Source organism: Stenotrophomonas sp. GD03930, assembly GCF_029839665.1.
GTDB lineage: Bacteria > Pseudomonadota > Gammaproteobacteria > Xanthomonadales > Xanthomonadaceae > Stenotrophomonas > Stenotrophomonas forensis.
Genome location: NZ_JAOCAV010000001.1, coordinates 2,121,035 through 2,141,059, shown reverse-complemented (window position 1 = coordinate 2,141,059; position 20,025 = coordinate 2,121,035). Strand labels below are relative to the sequence as shown.

The 20,025-nt window shown below is 68.2% G+C and carries 17 protein-coding genes and 1 riboswitch; of the genes, 8 read left to right on the top strand and 9 right to left on the bottom strand.

Features of this window, described 5'->3' with window-relative positions; translation table 11 throughout:
- Window positions 1-83: 83 nt before the first annotated feature.
- On the top strand, window positions 84-641 hold the full coding sequence (locus N5C18_RS09685; protein ID WP_053510445.1) for a DUF3228 family protein: 558 nt from the start codon (window positions 84-86) through the stop codon (window positions 639-641).
- Between the two features lie 127 nt (window positions 642-768).
- The gene (locus tag N5C18_RS09680) at window positions 769-1,377 is read left to right on the top strand and encodes an energy transducer TonB (protein WP_230078947.1); all 609 of its coding nucleotides are present in this window, start codon (window positions 769-771) and stop codon (window positions 1,375-1,377) included.
- 69 nt (window positions 1,378-1,446) lie between these two features.
- On the opposite strand, the gene N5C18_RS09675 is transcribed toward N5C18_RS09680, so the two are convergent.
- Window positions 1,447-1,932 (bottom strand): hypothetical protein, encoded by a 486-nt coding sequence (locus N5C18_RS09675; protein ID WP_279944395.1) that lies wholly within the window; start codon window positions 1,930-1,932, stop codon window positions 1,447-1,449.
- Window positions 1,932-2,405, bottom strand: a complete 474-nt coding sequence (ybaK, locus tag N5C18_RS09670) for a Cys-tRNA(Pro) deacylase (protein ID WP_279944394.1) — start codon at window positions 2,403-2,405, stop codon at window positions 1,932-1,934. The genes N5C18_RS09675 and ybaK overlap by 1 nt, the downstream gene beginning before the upstream one ends.
- 33 nt (window positions 2,406-2,438) lie before the next feature.
- On the opposite strand from ybaK, the gene N5C18_RS09665 reads away from it, so the two are divergent.
- Window positions 2,439-3,125: a TonB family protein gene (locus N5C18_RS09665; RefSeq protein ID WP_279944393.1), complete on the top strand. Its 687-nt coding sequence runs from the start codon at window positions 2,439-2,441 to the stop codon at window positions 3,123-3,125.
- Window positions 3,126-3,215: 90 nt separating this feature from the next.
- Here the strand turns inward: N5C18_RS09665 and ahcY are convergent, their stop codons facing one another.
- Window positions 3,216-4,661, bottom strand: coding sequence for an adenosylhomocysteinase (gene ahcY, locus N5C18_RS09660; protein ID WP_004154241.1), 1,446 nt, complete (start codon window positions 4,659-4,661; stop codon window positions 3,216-3,218).
- Between the two features lie 36 nt (window positions 4,662-4,697).
- Window positions 4,698-4,781: riboswitch (S-adenosyl-L-homocysteine riboswitch) on the bottom strand.
- Between the two features lie 120 nt (window positions 4,782-4,901).
- On the opposite strand from ahcY, the gene N5C18_RS09655 reads away from it, so the two are divergent.
- Together N5C18_RS09655 and ppc are read left to right on the top strand one after the other, a co-directional pair.
- Window positions 4,902-7,418: a prolyl oligopeptidase family serine peptidase gene (locus N5C18_RS09655; protein WP_279944392.1), complete on the top strand. Its 2,517-nt coding sequence runs from the start codon at window positions 4,902-4,904 to the stop codon at window positions 7,416-7,418.
- Window positions 7,419-7,590: 172 nt separating this feature from the next.
- On the top strand, window positions 7,591-10,302 hold the full coding sequence (gene ppc / locus N5C18_RS09650; protein ID WP_279944390.1) for a phosphoenolpyruvate carboxylase: 2,712 nt from the start codon (window positions 7,591-7,593) through the stop codon (window positions 10,300-10,302).
- Window positions 10,303-10,372: 70 nt separating this feature from the next.
- On the opposite strand, the gene N5C18_RS09645 is transcribed toward ppc, so the two are convergent.
- The gene (locus N5C18_RS09645; RefSeq protein WP_008266980.1) at window positions 10,373-10,879 is read right to left on the bottom strand and encodes an acyl-CoA thioesterase; all 507 of its coding nucleotides are present in this window, start codon (window positions 10,877-10,879) and stop codon (window positions 10,373-10,375) included.
- Window positions 10,880-11,019: 140 nt separating this feature from the next.
- The gene (metK, locus tag N5C18_RS09640; protein WP_279944389.1) at window positions 11,020-12,231 is read right to left on the bottom strand and encodes a methionine adenosyltransferase; all 1,212 of its coding nucleotides are present in this window, start codon (window positions 12,229-12,231) and stop codon (window positions 11,020-11,022) included.
- 325 nt (window positions 12,232-12,556) lie between these two features.
- Here metK and N5C18_RS09635 point away from each other — a divergent pair, with 325 nt between their 5' ends.
- From N5C18_RS09635 to N5C18_RS09625, 3 genes are all read left to right on the top strand, one after another.
- Window positions 12,557-14,272: a lysophospholipid acyltransferase family protein gene (locus N5C18_RS09635; protein WP_279944388.1), complete on the top strand. Its 1,716-nt coding sequence runs from the start codon at window positions 12,557-12,559 to the stop codon at window positions 14,270-14,272.
- On the top strand, window positions 14,269-15,069 hold the full coding sequence (locus N5C18_RS09630; RefSeq protein ID WP_053511963.1) for a UDP-2,3-diacylglucosamine diphosphatase: 801 nt from the start codon (window positions 14,269-14,271) through the stop codon (window positions 15,067-15,069). Before N5C18_RS09635 ends, N5C18_RS09630 begins: the two co-directional genes overlap by 4 nt.
- A gap of 129 nt (window positions 15,070-15,198) precedes the next feature.
- Window positions 15,199-16,266 carry a metal-dependent hydrolase gene (locus N5C18_RS09625; protein WP_279944386.1) on the top strand — a complete coding sequence of 356 codons (1,068 nt, stop codon included), beginning with the start codon at window positions 15,199-15,201 and terminating at the stop codon, window positions 16,264-16,266.
- Window positions 16,267-16,359: 93 nt separating this feature from the next.
- Here the strand turns inward: N5C18_RS09625 and N5C18_RS09620 are convergent, their stop codons facing one another.
- From N5C18_RS09620 to N5C18_RS09605, 4 genes are all read right to left on the bottom strand, one after another.
- Window positions 16,360-17,187 (bottom strand): class I SAM-dependent methyltransferase, encoded by an 828-nt coding sequence (locus N5C18_RS09620; RefSeq protein ID WP_279944385.1) that lies wholly within the window; start codon window positions 17,185-17,187, stop codon window positions 16,360-16,362.
- A gap of 109 nt (window positions 17,188-17,296) precedes the next feature.
- The gene (gene dusB, locus N5C18_RS09615) at window positions 17,297-18,292 is read right to left on the bottom strand and encodes a tRNA dihydrouridine synthase DusB (protein ID WP_279944384.1); all 996 of its coding nucleotides are present in this window, start codon (window positions 18,290-18,292) and stop codon (window positions 17,297-17,299) included.
- 147 nt (window positions 18,293-18,439) lie between these two features.
- Window positions 18,440-18,871 carry a hypothetical protein gene (locus N5C18_RS09610; protein WP_279944383.1) on the bottom strand — a complete coding sequence of 144 codons (432 nt, stop codon included), beginning with the start codon at window positions 18,869-18,871 and terminating at the stop codon, window positions 18,440-18,442.
- A 180-nt stretch (window positions 18,872-19,051) separates the two neighbouring features.
- Window positions 19,052-20,017 carry a ribokinase gene (locus tag N5C18_RS09605; RefSeq protein WP_279944382.1) on the bottom strand — a complete coding sequence of 322 codons (966 nt, stop codon included), beginning with the start codon at window positions 20,015-20,017 and terminating at the stop codon, window positions 19,052-19,054.
- Between the last annotated feature and the right edge of the window lie 8 nt (window positions 20,018-20,025).

The window sequence follows — 20,025 nt, the reverse complement described above, 5'->3', positions numbered from 1 at the left end:
GGATGCCAGTGAGCATCGGCATCCGCCCCTGCCGCCTGCGGGGCGGTTACCCTGTACGGCAGAACTCCTGATCACATCGCGCCATGTCCATCGTCCTCACCGATTTCGCCCGTCCCCGCCTGTTCCCGCGCGTGCCGCGCGGCAACACCATCCAGGATTGCACCGCCGAGCAGTTCGAGGCGCACCTCAATGCGCACGCACCGCTGAAGGTGCTCGACGGCTATGCGCCGTTCTGCAAGCTGTTTGTCTACGAGAACTGGACCAGCACACGCTGCCTGACGGTTCCGGTGACCGAGGCCAACCGCCACCAGCTGCGTAGCGGTTATGAAGCGCGCAACCGCGATGAGCTGCCGGTGCTGGTGCGCTGGTTCGAAGGCGTGGAATCGCCGCGCGCGAACTACCTGGTGGTGATCCTGTACAGCGCCGAGCAGCTGGCCAAGGAAGGTTCGCCGATCGAGGCCGACTGGGGCATCGTCGGCTGCATCTACACCGCCGAACCGGAAGAAGTGCCGATGGCGCCGATCACCATGATGCGCAATGCGCTGGGCGTGGAGGAGGGGGGCTCCGGCGTGGCGCTGGACCGTGAGGCCTACCAGCGCTCGGTGGCGTTCTGGGAGAACAATGCCAACTGGCGCCCGTAGCCGTCGCGGGTCAGATCCTCGCACCGCGGGGCTCTGACCCGATCACCCGCTGCCATGCGCCAGGTATGATCGGGCCAGATAAACCCACGGAGGGCGGGGCATGCGGAGCTGGGCAGGGATGATTCCAATGGTGCTGGCGGGCCTGCTGCCCGCCACAGCAGCTCTGGCGGAAGGACCGGCGGCGGAGACGGCGTGCTCGCCGTTGGCGGCCGTTCCCGCGCTGCGCGATGCGGGGGTGACCGCGTTGTCGATGCAGCCCAAGGATGCGCGTTGCGTGGTGGAGGTGACTGCCGCCAACGGCAAGGCGCTGCGTCGGCAACAGCAGATGCTGGAGATGCTCGCGCGGCATGCCTGCGCGACGCCTGCGGAAGTGAGCGTGGATGACGCACGTCTATCCCTGCAGTTGCGTCTGCCCAAGCATTGCGCGGCGCGCAGCAGCCGGGACCTGTTCGCGGGCGAGGGGATTGCGTGGAAGCCGGCGCGTGGTGTGTCGCCGCGTTATCCGCCGGAGGCCATGCAGCAGGGGCTGTCCGGGCGCAGCCTGCTGAAGGCCTTGATTGATGCGCACGGGGCGGTTGTCGCCGTGATCGTGGAGACATCCAGTGGCCATGCGCTGCTGGATGAAGCAGCGGTGGATGACCTGCGTGGCTGGCCTTTCGTCCGTGCCGAAGCGGAGAGCACCGTGCCGGAGTTGACCATTGTGCGGGTGCCGATGCGGTATGAGCTGGTGGAGTGACCGCCATCCACGCATGGCGTGGATCTACTGGACCGCGGTAGAGCCACGCCATGCGTGGCTGCGTCCCTGTCAGATGGCTTTCCACTCCCACCAGGGGTAATGGTATTCGCGGTCGATCGCCTGCCAGTGCTGGCCGCACTGCGTGCAGGCAACGGTGTGGCAGTCGCCCCATCCATCCTCGGCGTCCTGCACCGAGAGCAGCTGCATCTGCCCCTGTTCAAGCAGGCGACGCGGATCGAAGAACGGGTAGCCGGGATTGAGCGCGCACAGGCAGCCCTGGCGTGCCTGCCAGTAGCGCAGCCGCTGCAGGGCCGCCTTCAGGTGCGCCTGGTTGCTGATCAGCATGCCGCCCAGTGCGATGCCCTGGCAGCATTTTTCAATCAGGTCCGTGTGCACCGCCAGCGCCTCGAGCGACGACGCGCTGAACAGCCGTGCGACCGTGCGTGCCGCGTCGGTGATGCGTGCACCGTCGCGTGACAGCAGGTCCTGCAGCAGTACATCGGCCTGTGGATCTTCAAGCCGGGGTGACGGTGCGGCGAACCACGGCCAGCGCATCAGCGTGCCTTGCCGATTGCCGCGTAGTGGCCGGCGGTCAGGCGCAGCAGTTCGCCGGGCGCCAGTTCCACTTCCAGGCCGCGGCGGCCGGCGCTGACATGCAGCGTGGGCAGCACTTCGGCGCTGGCATCCAGGAAGGTGCGCAGGCGCTTCTTCTGGCCGAGCGGGCTGATGCCGCCGACCAGGTAGCCGGTCGCGCGCTGTGCGGAATCGGCGGCGGCCATCTCGCACTTCTTGCAGCCGGCCGCTTCGGCCAGCGCCTTCAAGTCCAGCTGGCCGGCCACGGGCACGATTGCTACCAGCAGTTCGTGGGTTTCAGTGCTGGCCAGCAGGGTCTTGAACACCTGGGCCGGGTCGAGGCCGAGCTTGTCGACGGCTTCGCCGCCATACGATTCGGCGTGGGCGTCGTGCACATAGCTGCGCACGGTGTGGGCGATCTTCTCGCGCTTGAGCAGGTTGATGGCCGGGGTCATGGAGGCATCGTAGCGCGGGGCGGAGGCGTTGCCTTGACCGAGGCTATTGCGGGTGGAGCATCCATGCATGGCGTGGCAGACTCGGGTCAACAGAACGCAGCACAGGGGAGTGGAGTGGCCTATCAGCGGATGATTGCGGCGGGTCTGCTTGCCGGAATGATGGTGGTCGCTGGTCCGGCCCTGGCCAGTGAGGACCGCTGTACACGCGGGCAGGCCGTGCGGGACTTGATCGATGCGGGCATGGTGTCGATGGCATCGCATCGAAAGGGCGACCAATGCCGTTTCACCGGGGTCGGGTCGGATATCCGCGCAACGTGGCGGCAGGCGCTGTTCCTCGCCGCGCTGGCGGGCAACTGTCGCGGCATTGCCATGGAAGTGGATCCGAAGCAGGACACCCGCATGGGCATCCGCATACCCGAGCGCTGCCTGGTCGATACCGACCCGCCGGATGCGCCGCCGGTGGGATGGTGGCCGCTGTCATCGCCTGCCCCAAGGTATCCGCAGGAGGCGTACAAGCAGGGTCTGAAAGGCACGACCGTGGTGCTGGTGGTGATCAACCGCGAAGGCCGGGTCACCGGCAGGATCATCGCCGAGTCCAGTGGCCATCCCACGCTGGATGCGGCAGCCGTCGACGCGGCATCGGCCTGGACGTTTACCAGCAAGCGAGACGACCCGCCCGACATCAGCCTGGCCAGGATTCCGGTCAACTTCGACTTCTGAGGGGCAGACGCAGAACGGGCGCCCGAAGGCGCCCGTTGCGTGTGTTGCATGCACGGGGTGCGCCGGCCGTGGGCCGGCACGCCACAGGCATCAGTAGCGGTAGTGGTCCGGCTTGAACGGGCCTTCCACCGGCACGCCGATGTAGTCGGCCTGTTCCTGGCTCAGGGTGGTCAGCTTCACGCCGATCTTTTCCAGGTGCAGGCGGGCCACTTCCTCGTCCAGCTTCTTCGGCAGCAGGTAGACCTTCTTCTCGTAGCTGTCCTTGTTCGCCCACAGGTCGATCTGTGCCAGGGTCTGGTTGGCGAAGCTGTTGGACATCACGAAGCTCGGGTGGCCGGTGGCGCAGCCCAGGTTCACCAGGCGGCCTTCGGCCAGCAGGAAGATCGCGTTGCCGTTCGGGAAGATGTACTTGTCCACCTGCGGCTTGATGTTGACGTGCTTGATGCCGGCGAACGAGACCAGCGCATCGACCTGGATCTCGTTGTCGAAGTGGCCGATGTTGCAGACGATGGCCTGGTCCTTCATCGCGCTCAGGTGCTCGATGCGGATGATGTCCTTGTTGCCGGTGGTGGTGACGTACAGGTCGGCACGGCCCAGGGTCGATTCGATGGTGTTGACTTCATAGCCTTCCATCGCCGCCTGCAGGGCGCAGATCGGGTCGATCTCGGTGACGATCACGCGCGCGCCATAGGCACGCAGCGACGCGGCGCAGCCCTTGCCGACGTCGCCGTAGCCGCAGACCACGGCGACCTTGCCGGCCAGCATCACGTCCATCGCGCGCTTCAGGCCATCGGCCAGCGACTCGCGGCAGCCGTACAGGTTGTCGAACTTGCTCTTGGTGACCGAGTCGTTGACGTTGATCGCCGGGATCAGCAGGGTGCCGGCCTGGGCCAGCTGGTACAGGCGGTGCACGCCGGTGGTGGTCTCTTCGGAGACGCCCTTCCAGTCCTTCACCACGCGGCCCCAGTAACCCGGGCGCTCCTTGGCGACGCGCTTGAGCAGGTTCTTGATGACCTGTTCTTCGTGCGAGGAGGACGCGGTGTTGACCCAGTCGCTGCCGTTTTCCAGCTCGTAGCCCTTGTGGATCAGCAGGGTCACGTCACCGCCGTCGTCGACCACCAGCTCCGGGCCGGTCAGGGTGCCGTCGGCCAGGGTGAAGGTCAGCGCGTCCAGGGTGCAGTCCCAGTACTCTTCCAGGGTTTCGCCCTTCCAGGCGAACACCGGGGTGCCGGTGGCGGCGATGGCGGCAGCGGCGTGGTCCTGGGTCGAGAAGATGTTGCACGAGGCCCAGCGCACGTCGGCGCCGATGTCCTTCAGGGTCTCGATCAGCACCGCGGTCTGGATGGTCATGTGCAGCGAGCCGGTCACGCGCACGCCCTTCAGCGGCAGCTCGGCCTGGTACTTGCGGCGGATCGACATCAGGCCCGGCATCTCGTGCTCGGCGATGTCCAGTTCCTTGCGGCCCCAGTCGGCCAGCGTGATGTCGCGGATCTTGTAATCACCTTCGGTGGAGAAGGTCTTGGCAACAGCGTTCATTCGTGTGCTCCGGTTGTGGGCGAGCGGGTGCTCGCATCTGGCCGGGCGCCGTTGTTGCATAGCCACCTTACCGAGCCTGGCCGGGCCTCGTGGGATCCGGTCGCAGCGCCCCTCGGCAGGGGAGGACCCCCATTATATCGCGGCCCCGTCATGACACAGGGATGACCCAACCATCGGCAGATGGGCAGGCATGCACGGCCTGTTAAGGTCGGTGTTTTCACGCATCACACAGGTGGAACGATGAGCATGCACACGCGCCGCGCACGGCGCTGGACCGGCCTGGTCCTGTCGATGGGGCTGCTGGCAGTGGCCCCGCTGGCCTTCTCGGCCACCCCGCAGCCGGCGGCGACGCAGGCGCAGGGCGTCACGGCGTACGAACTGCCCTCGGCCGCGCTGCAGGCGGTGGTCGACGCGCCGCGCGCGCCGTCGCTGTTCCTGTCGCCGCGCCGCGACGTGGCCGCACTGATGCAGATGCCTTCGCTGCCCTCGATCCAGGTGGTGGCGCAGCCGGAACTGAAGCTGGCCGGCCAGCGCATCAACCCGCGCACGTTCTCCGACAGCCGCTTCAGCTTTGGCCAGAAGCTGTGGCTGATGAACGTGGCCGACGGCAAGGAACGGCCGATCAGCGGCCTGCCGGGCACGCTGTCGATCGCCAGCCTGATGTGGTCGCCGGACCAGAAGTGGCTGGCTTTCAACCAGGTGGACGCCGCCAGCGGCGCCAATGAACTGTGGCTGGTGGATGTGGCCGGCGGCAGCGCCCGCCGCCTGGTCGCCGGCCTGAACACGGTGATGGGCAGTGGCTACCAGTGGCTGCCGGACAGCCGTGGGCTGGTGGTGTTCACCCGCCCGGCCAACCTGGGCGCCGCCCCCGCCGCCGACGGCATCCCGACCGGCCCGGCCGTGCAGCAGACCAGCCAGGGCGGCGGCGTCGTCTCGATCCGTACCTACCAGGACCTGCTGAAGAACGAAGCCGACGCGCGCCAGTTCGACTACTACGCCACCACCCAGCCGGTGGAAGTCAGCCTCGACGGCAACACCCGCCCGATCGGCGCGGCCGGCATCTTCATGGGCTTCTCGGTTTCGCCGGATGGCCGCTACGTGCTGCGCCAGCCGGTGCAGCGGCCGTACTCGTACGTGGTGCCGGTGGACAGCTTCCCGCGCCGCATCGAAGTGATCGACCGTGCCAGCGGCAAGCTGGTGCACACCGTGGCGGTACGCCCGCTGGTGGAAGGCCTGCCGACCGGCAACGATGCCGAAGTGACCGGCGTGCGTGACATCCGCTGGCGCGGTGATGCCGATGCCACCCTGGTGTGGGCCGAGGCGCAGGACGGCGGCGACCCGAACAGGGAGGCCAAGGTGCGCGATGCGGTGCTGATGCAGGCCGCACCGTTCGACAAACCGCCGGTGACCCTGGCCCAGCTCGGCAGCCGCCTGGCCGGCATCAGCTGGGGCCGTGGCGACCTGGCCCTGCTGACCGAATCGTGGTGGAAGACCCGCAAGACCAAGACCTGGCTGATCGCCCCGGACAACGCCGGTGCCGAGCCGCGCCTGCTGTGGGATCGCGACGCGCAGGACCGCTACGCCGATCCGGGCCGGCCGCTGATGTCCAGCGACGACCGCGGCCGCTCGCTGCTGCAGACCAGCACCGATGGCAGCAGCCTGTACCTGGCCGGTGCCGGTGCCTCGCCGGAAGGCGACCGCCCGTTCGTTGATCGCTTCGACATCGCCACGGGCAAGGCGACGCGCCTGTTCCACTCGCAGGCACCGAGCTATTCGTTGCCGGTTGCGCTGCTGGACGAACAGGGCAGTTCGCTGCTGCTGAGCCGTGAAAGCCCGGACGAGCCGGCCAACTTCTACGTGCAGTCGCTGGCCGACGCCGGCGCCGCGCCGCGCGCGCTGACCCACTTTGCCCACCCGCTGCCGCAGCTGAAGGGCGTGCAGAAGGAGCAGATCCGCTACAAGCGCAAGGACGGCGTCGATCTGACCGCGACCCTGCTGCTGCCGCCGGGCTACGACCCGAAGCGCGACGGCCCGCGCCCGCTGCTGATGTGGGCCTACCCGGGCGAGTTCAAGAGCGCGGCCGCGGCCAGCCAGGTGACCGATTCGCCGTACCGTTTCAACGCGATCAGCTACTGGGGCCCGCAGGCGTTCCTGGCCAAGGGCTACGTGGTGCTGGCCAGCCCGTCGATGCCGATCATCGGCGAGGGCGACAAGGAACCCAACGACACCTACATCGAACAGCTGGTGGCCAATGCGCAGGCTGCGGTGGATGAAGTGGTGCGGCGTGGCGTGACCGACCGCGATCACATCGCCATTGGTGGCCATTCCTACGGTGCGTTCATGACCGCCAACCTGCTGGCGCACACCCGCCTGTTCAAGGCCGGCATCGCGCGCAGCGGTGCCTACAACCGCACGCTGACGCCGTTCGGCTTCCAGGCCGAGGAGCGCAACTACTGGCAGGCGCAGGACGTGTACCAGAAGATGGCGCCGTTCAACTACGCCGACAGGATCAAGGATCCGATCCTCTTCATCCACGGCGTCGACGACAACAACTCCGGCACGTTCCCGATCCAGAGCGAGCGCATGTTCGCCGCGGTGAAGGGCCTGGGTGGCACCGCGCGGCTGGTGATGCTGCCGAACGAATCGCATGCCTACCGCGCGCGCGAATCGATCATGACCATGCTGGCCGAGAGCGAGCGCTGGCTGGAGCAGACCATCGGCCCGGCCGAGCAGGGCAAGGCGAAGAAGAAGCGCTGACCGGACCCGGTAGTGCCGGCCGCTGGCCGGCAACCTCATGGACCCACGCAACCTGAGGTTGCCGGCCAGCGGCCGGCACTACCAGATGAAACCATTTTTGCATCGCAGCACGACGCCCGATCTGGGATAGGCTTGGGGTCTGGATCCGTTGACCGAGGCCTGTGCGTCGCCGATGAACGAGTACCGCAGCAGCATCGAGTTCGCTTCTCCCGATCTTCCCCTTCGCGATGACGTGCGCCGGCTCGGCGCGCTGGTCGGCGACCTGCTGGTGGAACAGGTCTCCGCCGCCTTCCTCGACGATGTGGAAGACGTGCGCACCCGCGCCATCGCCCGCCGCGAGAACCAGGCGCCACTGTCGGAGCTGGCCGATGGCCTGGCCGGGCGCTCGCCGCAGCAGGCCGAGACCATGGTGCGGGCCTTCAGCACCTACTTCCAGGTGGTCAACATCGCCGAGCGCGTGCATCGCATCCGCCGTCGCCGTGACTACCAGCGCGCCGGTACTGCAGGTGCGCAGCCCGATGGCCTGCAGGATGCACTGCAGCACCTGAAGGCGCAGGGCGTGAGCCTGGACGAGCTGGCGCAGTGGCTGCCGCGCATCGACATCGAGCCGGTGTTCACCGCGCATCCCACCGAAGCCGTGCGCCGCGCGCTGCTGGAGAAAGAGCAGTTGATGGTGGCCAGCCTGGTCGACAACCTCGACGGCCAGCGCACGCCGGGCGAAGCGGCGGCCGATGCCGCGCGCTTCCGCATGGCGCTGACCGCGTCGTGGCAGACCACCGATTCCTCGCCGGTGCGGCCCACTGTCGATGACGAGCGCGAGCACGTCGGCTTCTACCTGGTGCAGGTGCTGTACCGGGTGATACCGGTGCTTTACGAATCGCTGCAACAGGCGCTGCGCGATACCTACGGCGAAGAGCTGCCGCTGCCGCGACTGCTGCGCTTCGGTACCTGGGTGGGCGGCGACATGGACGGCAACCCGAACGTGGATGCCAGCACCATCCGCAATACGCTGGATGCACAGCGGCAGGCCGTGCTGGGGCGCTACCAGAAGGAACTGCTGCAGCTGGCCAGCCTGCTCAGCCAGTCCACCGAACGGGTGGGCGTGAGCGACGCACTGCAGGCGCGCGTGGCGCACTACCAGCAGCTGCTGCCACAGGTGCAGTCGCGCCCGCGCCACGCCGACATGCCGTACCGCCTGCTCAACGACCGCATGCGCGCGCGCCTGCAGGCTACGCTGGACGATGGCGAAGGGGCTTATGCCGGCCCGGATGAACTGATCGACGACCTGCAGCTGATCCTCGACAGCCTGCGCGCCCACCGCGGCGAGCATGCCGGTGGCTTTGCCGTGCAGCGCCTGCTGTGGCGGGTCAAGACCTTCGGCTTCCATCTGGCACGGCTGGATGTGCGCCAGGAGTCGAGCGTGCATGCGCGCGCGCTGGCCACCGTGCTGGGCGGTGACGCGGCGTGGGACGGTCTGGATTCCGTGGCGCGCGCGCACCTGCTGGCGCCGCATGCCAGTGGTGAAGCCGCGCTGCCGAAGAGTGACGACGAGGGCAACCAGCGCCTGGATGCGGTGTTCGCCGCACTGGCAGATGCACGCGCGCGCCATGGCGGCGATGCGCTGGGCAGCTACATCATCTCGATGGCGCATGACCGCAGTGACGTGCTGGCGGTGCTGGCGCTGGCACGTCGCGGCGGTCTGGTGGAAGAGGGCGGCACGGTGCCGCTGGATATCGCCCCCCTGTTCGAGACCGTGGATGACCTCAAGCGCGGCACCGCGACCCTGCGTGATCTGCTGGCCGACCCGATCTATCGCGCACACCTGCATGCACGCGATGACGTGCAGATGGTGATGCTGGGCTATTCGGACAGCAGCAAGGATGGTGGCATCGCCGCCTCGCGCTGGGGCCTGCAGCGCGCGCAGGTGGAACTGCTGGAGGTGGCGGCCGAGGCCGGCATCCGCCTGACCTTCTTCCATGGCCGTGGTGGCTCGATCAGCCGCGGTGGCGGCAAGACCACGCACGCGGTGGATGCCTCGCCGCGTGGCAGCATCGATGGTCGCCTGCGGGTGACCGAGCAGGGCGAGGTGATCCACCGCAAGTACGGCATCCGTGCGCTGGCCCTGCGTTCGCTGGAGCAGGCCACCGGGGCGGTATTGCGTGCCAGCCTGCGGCCACGCGCACCTGAGTCGCGCGAGGACGACTGGCGGCCGGTGATGGACGCGGTGGCCTCGGCCAGCAGCGAGGTGTATCGCGGCTTCGTTGGCCAGTCCGGCTTCATGGACTATTTCCGCACTGCCACGCCGATCGATGTGATCGAGCGCATGACGCTGGGCTCGCGGCCATCGCGCCGGCTCGGCCAGGACGCCGCGCTGGGCAACCTGCGTGCGATTCCGTGGGTATTTGCCTGGAGCCAGGCGCGTGCGGTCATTCCCGGCTGGTACGGCGTGGGTAGCGGCCTGCAGGCCGCGGTCGATGCCGGCCACGAGCAGACCCTGCGCGAGATGGCACGTGACTGGCCGTTCTTCCGCACCTTCCTGGATGACATCGCGATGGTGCTGTCCAAGGGCGATATCACCATTGCCGAGCAGTTCTCGAAGCTGTCCGGTGAGCTGCACGGGCGCTTCTTCCCGCAGGTGCAGCGCGAACTGGAACTGACCCGGCATTGGCTGCTGGCGCTGATGGACCAGCGGACGCTGCTCGACCACGACGCGCGGCTGGCGCTGTCGATCCGCCTGCGCAACCCCTACGTCGATCCGATCAGCGTGCTGCAGGTGGACCTGCTGCAGCGCTGGCGGGCCAGCGGGCGCGAGGATGACGATCTGCTGCGCGCACTGGTGGCCTGCGTGAACGGTGTTTCGCAGGGCGTGCAGAACACGGGGTGATCCACCTGGCAGGGTAGTGCCGGCCGCTGGCCGGCAATGAGGAGGTTGCCGGCCAGCGGCCGGCACTACCTCACTCCTCCGGCGAAGGCGGGTTCGACGCCAGCAGTTCCAGATGGCGCTGTTCCATTTCCTGTCGCAGCTGGCGGCGGATCTGCGCGGCGGCCTGGCGGCGCTTCTCGTCGGAGGTGGATGGCTGCAAGGTCGGCACCGGCGTCGGCCGGCCCTCTTCATCCACCGCCACCATGGTGAAGAAGCAGCTGTTGGCGTGGCGCACGCTGCGCTTGAGGATGTCCTCGGCCACCACCTTGATGCCGATCTCCATCGATGAGGTGCCGGTGTAATTCACCGAGGCCAGGAAGGTGACCAGCTCACCCACCGCGATCGGCTGGCGGAACATCACCTGGTCCACCGACAGGGTGACCACGTAACTGCCGGCATAGCGGCTGGCGCAGGCATACGCCACCTGGTCGAGCAGGCGCAGGATGGCGCCACCGTGGACCTTGCCGGAGAAATTGGCCATCTCCGGCGACATCAGCACGGTCATGGACAGCTGGTGGGTTTTCAGTTCGGTCGACATGCGCCGGATTGTATCGGTTACCGGGTCGTGCCGGCCGCTGGCCGGCAACCGCGCGATGGTTTCCGGACGCCATGAAAAAGCCGGCCAGCGGCCGGCTCTACCGAAAGCAGAAGGGCCGCGTGAGCGGCCCTTCGTGTTTCTTACTTCAGCTTCGCATCGGCGCGCAGGGCGGCGGCGCGGTCGGTCTTCTCCCAGGAGAAGGCCGTGGCGTTGACGGTCTCGCCTTCGCCGTTGAGGTAGCTGAACTCCTTCGGCTTGCGGCCGAAGTGGCCGTAGGCGGCGGTCTGCTGGTACATCGGGTGCACCAGGTCCAGCATCTTGATGATGCCGTACGGGCGCAGGTCGAAGTGCTTGCGGATCAGCTTCTCGATCTTGTCGTCGCTGATCTTGCCGGTGCCGAAGGTGGTGACCGAGATCGAGGTCGGCTCAGCCACGCCGATGGCGTAGGAAACCTGCACTTCGCAACGGTCGGCCAGGCCGGCGGCAACCACGTTCTTGGCGACGTAGCGGGCCGCGTAGGCTGCCGAACGGTCGACCTTGGACGGGTCCTTGCCGGAGAACGCGCCACCACCGTGACGGGCCCAGCCGCCGTAGGTGTCGACGATGATCTTGCGGCCGGTCAGGCCGCAGTCGCCCACCGGGCCGCCGATCTCGAACTTGCCGGTCGGGTTGATGTGGAACTTGGTGCCCTTGTGCAGCCACTTGGCCGGCAGCACCGGCTTGATGATCTCTTCGCGGACGGCCTCGATGAGGTCCTTCTGCTTGATGCCCGGGGCGTGCTGGGTCGACAGCACCACGGCGTCGATGGCCGAAACCACGCCGTTTTCATAGCGCAGGGTGACCTGGCTCTTGGCGTCCGGGCGCAGCCAGGACAGCGGCGAGTTGCGCTTCTTGCGGATCTTGGCCTGCTGTTCGACCAGGCGGTGCGACAGGTGGATCGCGGCCGGCATGAAGCTGTCGGTCTCGTTGGTGGCATAGCCGAACATCAGGCCCTGGTCGCCAGCGCCCATTTCTTCCGGCTTCTTGCGGTCCACGCCCTGGGCGATGTGCGGCGACTGCTTGCCGATCAGGTTCAGCACGCCGCAGGTGGCGCCGTCGAAGCCGACCTCGGAGCTGTCATAGCCGATGTCCGTGATGACCTTGCGGGTCAGCGCTTCCAGGTCGATCCAGGCGCTGGTGGTGATCTCACCGGCGACAATGGCAACACCGGTCTTGACCATGGTCTCGCAGGCCACGCGGGCGCGCTGGTCCTGGGTCAGGATCGCGTCCAGCACCGCATCGGAGATCTGGTCGGCAACCTTGTCCGGATGGCCTTCAGAGACCGACTCGGAGGTGAAGAGATAGCTGGACATCAGGCGGTATATCCCTTGATTCGGATGGAAAGATGGGCGCGCATGATACACGGGGTGCGCCGCCTGTGCATTGTGAACCTGTACCGGTTGGCGGTGGTTAAGGCCGTGTAGGCCCGCCAGGGGCCGTCCCCGCAGGATTGGGCCCCAGCCTCGGTGCCCAGTGTTCCACCAGCGTGACAACGGGCCGGGGGCCTGACGGCCCCGACCGCGCCGCCTGCGACACCCGGTCTGCGGTCATCGTTCTGCCCCGAAACCGCCACATGGCTGCCGCCTGCCGGGCGCAGGCTGTCGGCCAAACCGGCCGCCGGGCATGAATGGAACCGCCATGCAGGAACTCGAACAGCGCCTTCAGCAACGCTTCCCCGATTGGTTCCATGGCCGCCGTGGCCAGCTGGCGCGGCCGTTGCTGCGCAGCGTCGGCCGCTGGTCGCGGCTGGACCAGATCGAAGCCTTCCTGCAGCGCAGCGCAGGCCTGCGCGGATTCGGCTTCGTCGCCGCCGGCCTGGAATTCATCGACGGCCAGTACCAGGTGGACCCGGCCGCACTGGCGAAGATCCCGGCCACCGGCCGCCTGCTGATCGTCGCCAACCATCCCTCCGGTGCCCTGGACGCGCTGGCCCTGCTGGACGCGGTCGGCCGCATCCGCCGCGACGTGCGGATCGTGGCCAACGACCTGCTGGGCGCGATCGCGCCGCTGCAGGATCTGCTGCTGCCGGTGCGCATCCTCGGTGGCAAGGCGCAGCGTGGCAGCCTGCATGCGGTTGAAGAGGCGCTGGCCGCCGAGCAGTGCGTGATCGTGTTCCCGGCCGGCGAGGTCTCGCGGCTGTCGCTGCGCGGCATCCGCGATGGCCGCTGGCAGCGCGGTTTCGTCCGTTTCGCCCGCGCTGCGGGCGCGCCGGTACTGCCGGTGCGGGTGGAGGCGCGCAACTCGGCGCTGTTCTACGGCGCTTCGACCCTGTTCAAGCCGGCCGGCACCGCGCTGCTGGCACGCGAGATGTTCACCCGTCGTGGCCGCCCGCTGCGACTGAGCATCGGCGAGCCGATGCAGCTGGCCAAGGCGGGCGATCCCGGGGCGCAGCTGTTGGCGGTGCGCCGCGCGCTGTACGCGCTGGGCCGCAATGGCGCGACCGGCGGGGCGGTTGCCTGCGCCGGCCCCGAGCCGCTGGCCGCGCCGGTGCCGCCCTCGCAGGTGGCCGCCGGCATCGCCGCGGCGACCCAGCTGGGCCAGACCGCCGATGGCAAGCAGATCCTGCTGGCGACCTGCACCGCCGATTCGCCGTTGCTGCTGGAGCTGGGCCGCCTGCGTGAACTGACCTTCCGCCAGGTGGGCGAGGGCACCGGGCGCAGCCGCGACCTGGACGACTACGATCCGCAGTACGAGCACATCGTGATCTGGGACGCCGCCGCGCAGCGCATTGCCGGCGCCTACCGGATCATGCGCGGTGCGCAGGCACTGGCCCGGCACGGCCTGTCCGGGCTCTACAGCGCGTCGCTGTTCCGCTACTCCGACGACGCCATCACCCACATCGCCGAGGGCCTGGAACTGGGGCGCAGCTTCGTGGTGCCCGACTACTGGGGCAGCCGCAGCCTGGACTACCTGTGGCAGGGCATCGGTGCCTACCTGCAGTGCCGGCCGGGCATCCGCTACCTGTTCGGCGCCGTGTCGATCAGCGCCGCGCTGCCGCGTGATGCGCGCGAGCAGCTGGTGGCGTACTACCAGCGCTATTACAGCGGTACCGCCGGCCTGGCCGAGTCCAACCGGCCGTTCCAGTACTTCGCCGCGCCGCCGAGCTTCGGTGAACTGGATGCAGGCGCTGCATTCGATGTGCTGAAGGCCAACCTGGCCGCACTCGGCACCGGCGTGCCGACGCTGTACCGGCAGTACACCGATCTGTGCGAACCCGGCGGTGCGCGCTTCCTTGCCTTCGGTGTCGACCCGGATTTCAGTGACTCGATCGACGGCCTGATCGAAGTGGACCTGTGCGCGATCCGGCCCAACAAGCGCAAACGCTACCTGCGCGACGCGGGGGCGGCGGCATGAGCGCGCCGGCGAACCTGTCGCCGCACCGGCGCGCAGTGTTCGTCTCCGACGTGCACCTGGGTTCACGTCACTGCCACGCCAGCGAGCTGGCGCGGTTCCTCTCGCAGCTGCGCTGCGAACGCCTGTACCTGGTCGGCGACATCATCGATCTGTGGTGGATGGCCCATCGCCGCGCCAACTGGCGGCAGTCGCACAGCGAAGTCATCCAGGCCCTGCATGCGCTGCGCCGCGCCGGCACCGAGATCATCTACATCCCGGGTAACCACGATGCATCGCTGCGCCAGGTGTGCGGGCTGATGCTGCCGGCGATGCAGGTGCGCCGACGCGCCATCCACGTGACCGCCGACGGCCGCCGGCTGCTGGTGGCGCATGGCGACGACTACGACGGCGTGACCCACTTCGGCGGGCTGCAGGAAAAGTTCGGTGACTGGCTGTACTACCGCATCCTGACCGGCAACCAGGCGCTGAACGCCGTGCGCCGCCGGCTGGGCATGCGCTACTGGTCGCTGTCGGAGTTCCTGAAGAAGCGCAGTGGTGCGGCCGAGCGCTACATCGAGCGCTTCGTGCAGGCCGGGCTGGATGACGTGCGGCGGCGTGGCCTGGATGGCATCGTCTGCGGGCATATCCATCGTGCCGCGCTGATTGAACGCGATGGCCTGGTCTACGCCAACGATGGCGACTGGGTCGAAAGCCTGACCGCGCTGGCCGAAGACCATGACGGCGCCTTGCGCCTGCTCGACCACAACGGCCAGACCCTGGTGGAACTGCCGGGCGCGCGCCTGTCGCAGGCGGCCTGAACCTGCTCTTGTAGAGTCGAGCTTGCTCGACTGCTCTATCCGCAGTCGAGCAAGCTCGACTCTACAGGGGCGGAACAGTCGAGCAAGCTCGACTCTACAAACGCGCGGCCATCGCGTTAGCATCGGTCCATGGATTCATTGACCCAGATCGTGCTCGGTGGCGCCGTCGCCGCTGCCATCGCACCGCCCGGCCATCGCCGCGCGGCCCTGCTGGCCGGTGCCGCGCTCGGCACCCTGCCCGACCTCGACGCCCTGTGGCTGGGCTTCACTGCGGCCGACCCGGTCGTCAACATGGTCGACCACCGTAGCTTCAGCCATTCGCTGCTGGTGCTGCCGTGGGTGGCCGCGCTGATCTGGTGGCTGTTCAGGCGCTTCGGCAACGGCCGCGTCGCGCAGTCACCGGTACGCTGGTTCTGGGCGATCCAGCTGGCCCTGGTCACCCATCCGCTGCTGGATGCGTTCACCGTCTACGGCACCCAGCTGTGGTGGCCGTTGCGGCCGCACCCGACGATGGGCTCCAGCGTCTTCATCATCGACCCGGCCTATACCGTGTGGCTGCTGCTGGGCTGTGTGCTGGCCTGGTTCGGCTGCGCGCGGCCGTGGGCGGGCAAGGCGCTGGGCGTGGCCCTGCTGGTCAGCAGCGGCTACCTGGGCTGGGGCCTGATGGCCAAGGCGCAGGTTGATCGTGCCGCCCAACAGAGCCTGGCTGCGATGGGCCTGGGCGATGCGCCGCGCTTCTCGGTGCCGATGCCGTTCAACACCCTGCTGTGGCGGGTGGTGGCAATGACGCCGAATGGCTACGTGGTCGGGGACCGCTCGCTGGTGGCCGACCAGGGCCCGATGCGGTTCGAGGGCCATCCGTCCAACGTGCAGGCCTTGCGCGAAGCATCTGCGATTCCCGCCGTGCAGCGGCTGCAGTGGTTCAACCGCGGTTTCATGCGCGCGCAGGTGGTGGAGGGCCGGTTGGTGCTGAGCGATCTGCGCATGGGCCTGGAGCCGGATTACACCTTCAACTTCGCGGTGGCCGAGCAGGCCGACGGGCAGTGGCAGGCGATCACGCCCGAGCAGGTGCGGGTGGATTACAGCAGTCCTGCCGCGCGCGCCGACGCCGGTCGCCGGTTGGCTGCGATGTGGCAGCGGATCTGGCAGGAGCCGGCGACATCGCCGGGTGCGGTCGATCACACCGCCGTGCATTGATCCGTAGATCCACGCCATGCGTGGATGGCGGGACATCGGCGGCAGCCACGCATGGCGTGGCTCTACTGCCTCAATCGGCAGTGGAACGTCGGCTCAATACACTGTGGCGCGGCCCTGCACGAACGAATAGAAGAACACCGCGTTCGGGTCGTTCTGCACCAGCCGGAACTCGCGGCGCATGCCTTCCACGGTCTCCTCGTCCACCAGGCCGGCCTGCAGCAGCTGGTCGGCGGCCGACAGCAGCAGCTGCTCCCAGAACGCGATCATCGTCTTGCGTCGGGCCGGCTCACGGTTGTCCAGGTGGATGGTCTTGATCTCGGTATGCACGTCGCGGAAACCGCCGGCCAGCAGCAGGTTGCCCAGCTTGGCACCGACGAACGGGTCGCCGCCGTGGTCGTACTGGAAGTCGTTGAAGGCCATCCAGTAGCGCCAGATGTGGGGCGAATACGGATCGAGCAGGAACGAGGCATTCATCACCTCGGTGATGTACACCGGGGACCCCGGCGCCAGCACGCGGCGCACCTCGCTCAGCACGCGCGCCGGTGAAGGCACGTGCTCAAGCACCCAGCACAGGAACGCCGCGTCGAAGCTGCGTGCCTCGAACGGCAGTTCGCCGGCATCGGCCTGCTGCAGGGTGTAGCGGTCACTGCACCATGGCGTGCGCGCCAGATTCTCGCGCGCGGTGGCCAGCTGCGTTTCGCTCAGGTCCACGCCGGTCACGTGCAGCTCGGGGAAGCGGCGCAGCAGGATCTCGGTCTGCGCACCGACGCCGCTGCCCACTTCCAGCAGGCGACGCGCACCGCCGTAGTCGATCTGGCCGAAGATGCTCGATTCCAGCAGGCGCGCCTGGGTCATCAGGCGCTGCTGTTCGGTGCCGGAGAATCCGTGCAGGTAGGTCGGGGAGGAGATCGGCGGGGTCATGGTGTGCTCTTGTAGAGTCGAGCTTGCTCGACTGTTCGGGAAAGCCAGTCGAGCAAGCTCGACTCTACGGATCAAGGCAGTCGGGCAGGTTGCGAGGCAGCTGGCGCAGTCAGGCAGCAGACGACAACGCCGGTTCCCCCGCGATCAGGCGATCGAAGTACTCGGTGGTCAGCGCGATCTGGCTCTGCGGGTCTTCGGCGCGGTTGACCACCGCGCGGAAGGCGGCATTCTCCGGCCGGTCCTTGGCATACCAGCCCAAGTGCTTGCGCGCGATGCGCACGCCCTGCGGTTCGCCATAGAACGCATGCAGCGCATGCAGGTGGCCGAGCAGGATGTCGCGCACCTCGGCCAGCGACGGCGGTGGCAGTTCTTCGCCGGTGGCCAGGTAATGCGCCACCTCGCGGAAGATCCACGGCCGGCCCTGCGCGGAGCGGCCGATCATCACCGCATCCACGCCGGTCTGCTTCAGCACCAAGGCGGCCTTCTGCGGCGAATCGATATCGCCGTTGGCGATCACCGGAATGCGCAGCGCGGCCTTGATCTCGCCGATCGTGGCGTACTCGGCGTGGCCGGTGTAATGCTGGTCGCGGGTGCGGCCATGCACGGCCAGCGCGGCGATGCCGCTGTCCTCGGCAATGCGCGCGATCAGCGGGCCATTGCGGTGGTCGCAGTCCCAGCCGGTGCGGATCTTCAGCGTGACCGGCACGTCCACCGCGTTGACCACCGCTTCGAGGATGCGCGCCACCAGCTGCTCGTCGCGCATCAGCGCCGAGCCCGCCCAGGCGTTGCACACCTTCTTGGCCGGGCAGCCCATGTTGATGTCGATGATCTGCGCACCGTGATCGACGTTGTAGCGCGCCGCCTCGGCCAGCTGCTGCGGCTCGGTGCCGGCGATCTGCACGCTGATCGGTGCCGGTTCGCCGTCATGGTCCATGCGGTGGATCGACTTGCGCGTGTTCCAGAAGCGCGGGTCGCTGATGGTCATTTCCGAGGCGGCCAGGCCCGCGCCCAGCCGTTTGCACAGCAGGCGGAAGGGCTTGTCGGTGACGCCGGCCATGGGCGCCAGCACGACGTTGGGGGCAATGGTGTACGGGCCGATCTGCATGCGCCCATTGTAGGGCGCGGGCGGCGGTACGGCCGTGTCGGGCGCGGTCCGGTTCAGGCCGATCGGCACCGACCTCATGCCGTACCGGCATCAGCAGATGCTTGACGGTTGCTTCCGCCGCCCCCAGGGGCGGGTGATCGTGGCCGGCTAACCCAGGCTCTGCCAGGCCTGCCGGGTACCCACGGCGAAGGCCAGCCCCAGACCCAGGCAGACCAGCGAGCTGATCGCCCAGAAGCGCGCGCCGTTGTAGCCGGGGCGGAACAGCGCCAGGCCGAAGCCCATCGCCGCGCGCAGCAGCAACACTGCAGCGATGGCGGGCAGCACCCAGCGGCTGGCCGGCAACGGTGAATGCCAGCCGGCGGCGGCCAGGGCATACAGGGTCCAGGCCACCAGCACGGCGGTGATGCCGGCGGTCATCAGCGGCGGCCACCAGTGCCCGGCCTGCGCCAGCCGGACCATGCGCGGGCCAGCACCGAAGCATCTGTACCAGGGAGCGCCGAAGGCGATGCAGCCGATATGCAACAGGGCCGCAATGGCACTACCGGCGGCGGCAGCCAGCAACCAGGGGAATCCGTCCATGTCCTGCCCGAGCAAGGAAGCTGCGCGGATGGTGGGCGAGGGGCGCTGCATGGGCAATGCGACAGGTGGCCGCAGGGGGCCGCGGATCGGCCGGCGACCACGCCGCGCCGCGATGGGTGGCCAACAAAAAAGCCCGGGCATCTGCATGCCCGGGCTCGTTCATCCACGCAGGGCGTGGATCTACTTCACTTCTGCGTCGGCCGGGGTGAAGCGTGGCATCGCCGCAGCGGCGCCTTCCTTCTCGGTCGAACGGCCAGCGAACTGGTTGGCAAAGCGCACGTGGCGCGCGAACGGGGCATCGGCCACCTGCGCCAGCGACGCAGCCAGTGCACCGTTGAAGGCATCGCCGGCACCGGTGGTGTCGATCGCCTGCACCTGTTCGGCACCCACGCGGTAGTACGGCTGGGTATCGCCGCGCAGGTTCTCTTCGGCATGCGAGACGAACACGCCCACCGAGCCCAGGGTCACCACCACCGTACCGTTGCCGACCAGCTTGCGGCACAGCGCGTGCAGGCTGGCACCGTCCAGCGCGGCAACATCGTTGGCGTCCACGCGCTCACCGACGTGGCGGCCGAGCAGGGCGGCGAACTCGGTCTCGTTCGGGGTGATCACATCGGCCAGCTTGAGCAGGCCGATGGTCGAGGGGGCATCGGCCGGCGCGGTGTTGAGCACGGTGGTGACACCGGCCTCGCGCGCGGTGGCCAGCGCAGCTTCGATGGTCGGCACCGGCGACTCCAGCTGCACCAGCACCACCTTGGCGCCGGTCAGCAGCGCCTGCTGGTGGTGCAGGAAGTCGGTGCTGAGCGCGGCATTGGCGCCCGGGCCGATCACGATGGTGTTGCGGCCGCGGGCGTCGACGTAGATGCCCGCGGTGCCGGTCGGCTCGCTGCTGGCTTCGGCGATCAGCCCGAAACCATCGTGCGCGGCCAGTTCGCGTGCCGTGGCGCCACCGGCGTCATCGCCCAGCGCGCACACGAAGTGCGTGTCGGCGCCGGCGCGGCAGGCCGCCACGGCCTGGTTGAAGCCCTTGCCACCGGGGCCGGTGCTGTAGCGGCCGGCAATGGTCGCACCCGGTGCCGGCAGCGACTCGCACCGCCACACGTGATCGACATTGAAGGAACCGACGACAACGACACTGCTGCTCATAGGGAATC

What these genes read in the sequence shown, in the direction of transcription:
- N5C18_RS09685 (WP_053510445.1), top strand. Translation starts at nt 84, where the DNA reads ATGTCCATCGTCCTCACCGATTTCGCCCGTCCCCGCCTGTTCCCGCGC.
- N5C18_RS09680 (WP_230078947.1), top strand. Translation starts at nt 769, where the DNA reads ATGGTGCTGGCGGGCCTGCTGCCCGCCACAGCAGCTCTGGCGGAAGGA.
- N5C18_RS09675 (WP_279944395.1), bottom strand. Translation starts at nt 1,932, where the DNA reads ATGCGCTGGCCGTGGTTCGCCGCACCGTCACCCCGGCTTGAAGATCCA.
- ybaK (WP_279944394.1), bottom strand. Translation starts at nt 2,405, where the DNA reads ATGACCCCGGCCATCAACCTGCTCAAGCGCGAGAAGATCGCCCACACC.
- ahcY (WP_004154241.1), bottom strand. Translation starts at nt 4,661, where the DNA reads ATGAACGCTGTTGCCAAGACCTTCTCCACCGAAGGTGATTACAAGATC.
- N5C18_RS09655 (WP_279944392.1), top strand. Translation starts at nt 4,902, where the DNA reads ATGAGCATGCACACGCGCCGCGCACGGCGCTGGACCGGCCTGGTCCTG.
- ppc (WP_279944390.1), top strand. Translation starts at nt 7,591, where the DNA reads ATGAACGAGTACCGCAGCAGCATCGAGTTCGCTTCTCCCGATCTTCCC.
- N5C18_RS09645 (WP_008266980.1), bottom strand. Translation starts at nt 10,879, where the DNA reads ATGTCGACCGAACTGAAAACCCACCAGCTGTCCATGACCGTGCTGATG.
- metK (WP_279944389.1), bottom strand. Translation starts at nt 12,231, where the DNA reads ATGTCCAGCTATCTCTTCACCTCCGAGTCGGTCTCTGAAGGCCATCCG.
- N5C18_RS09635 (WP_279944388.1), top strand. Translation starts at nt 12,557, where the DNA reads ATGCAGGAACTCGAACAGCGCCTTCAGCAACGCTTCCCCGATTGGTTC.
- N5C18_RS09630 (WP_053511963.1), top strand. Translation starts at nt 14,269, where the DNA reads ATGAGCGCGCCGGCGAACCTGTCGCCGCACCGGCGCGCAGTGTTCGTC.
- N5C18_RS09625 (WP_279944386.1), top strand. Translation starts at nt 15,199, where the DNA reads ATGGATTCATTGACCCAGATCGTGCTCGGTGGCGCCGTCGCCGCTGCC.
- N5C18_RS09620 (WP_279944385.1), bottom strand. Translation starts at nt 17,187, where the DNA reads ATGACCCCGCCGATCTCCTCCCCGACCTACCTGCACGGATTCTCCGGC.
- dusB (WP_279944384.1), bottom strand. Translation starts at nt 18,292, where the DNA reads ATGCAGATCGGCCCGTACACCATTGCCCCCAACGTCGTGCTGGCGCCC.
- N5C18_RS09610 (WP_279944383.1), bottom strand. Translation starts at nt 18,871, where the DNA reads ATGGACGGATTCCCCTGGTTGCTGGCTGCCGCCGCCGGTAGTGCCATT.
- N5C18_RS09605 (WP_279944382.1), bottom strand. Translation starts at nt 20,017, where the DNA reads ATGAGCAGCAGTGTCGTTGTCGTCGGTTCCTTCAATGTCGATCACGTG.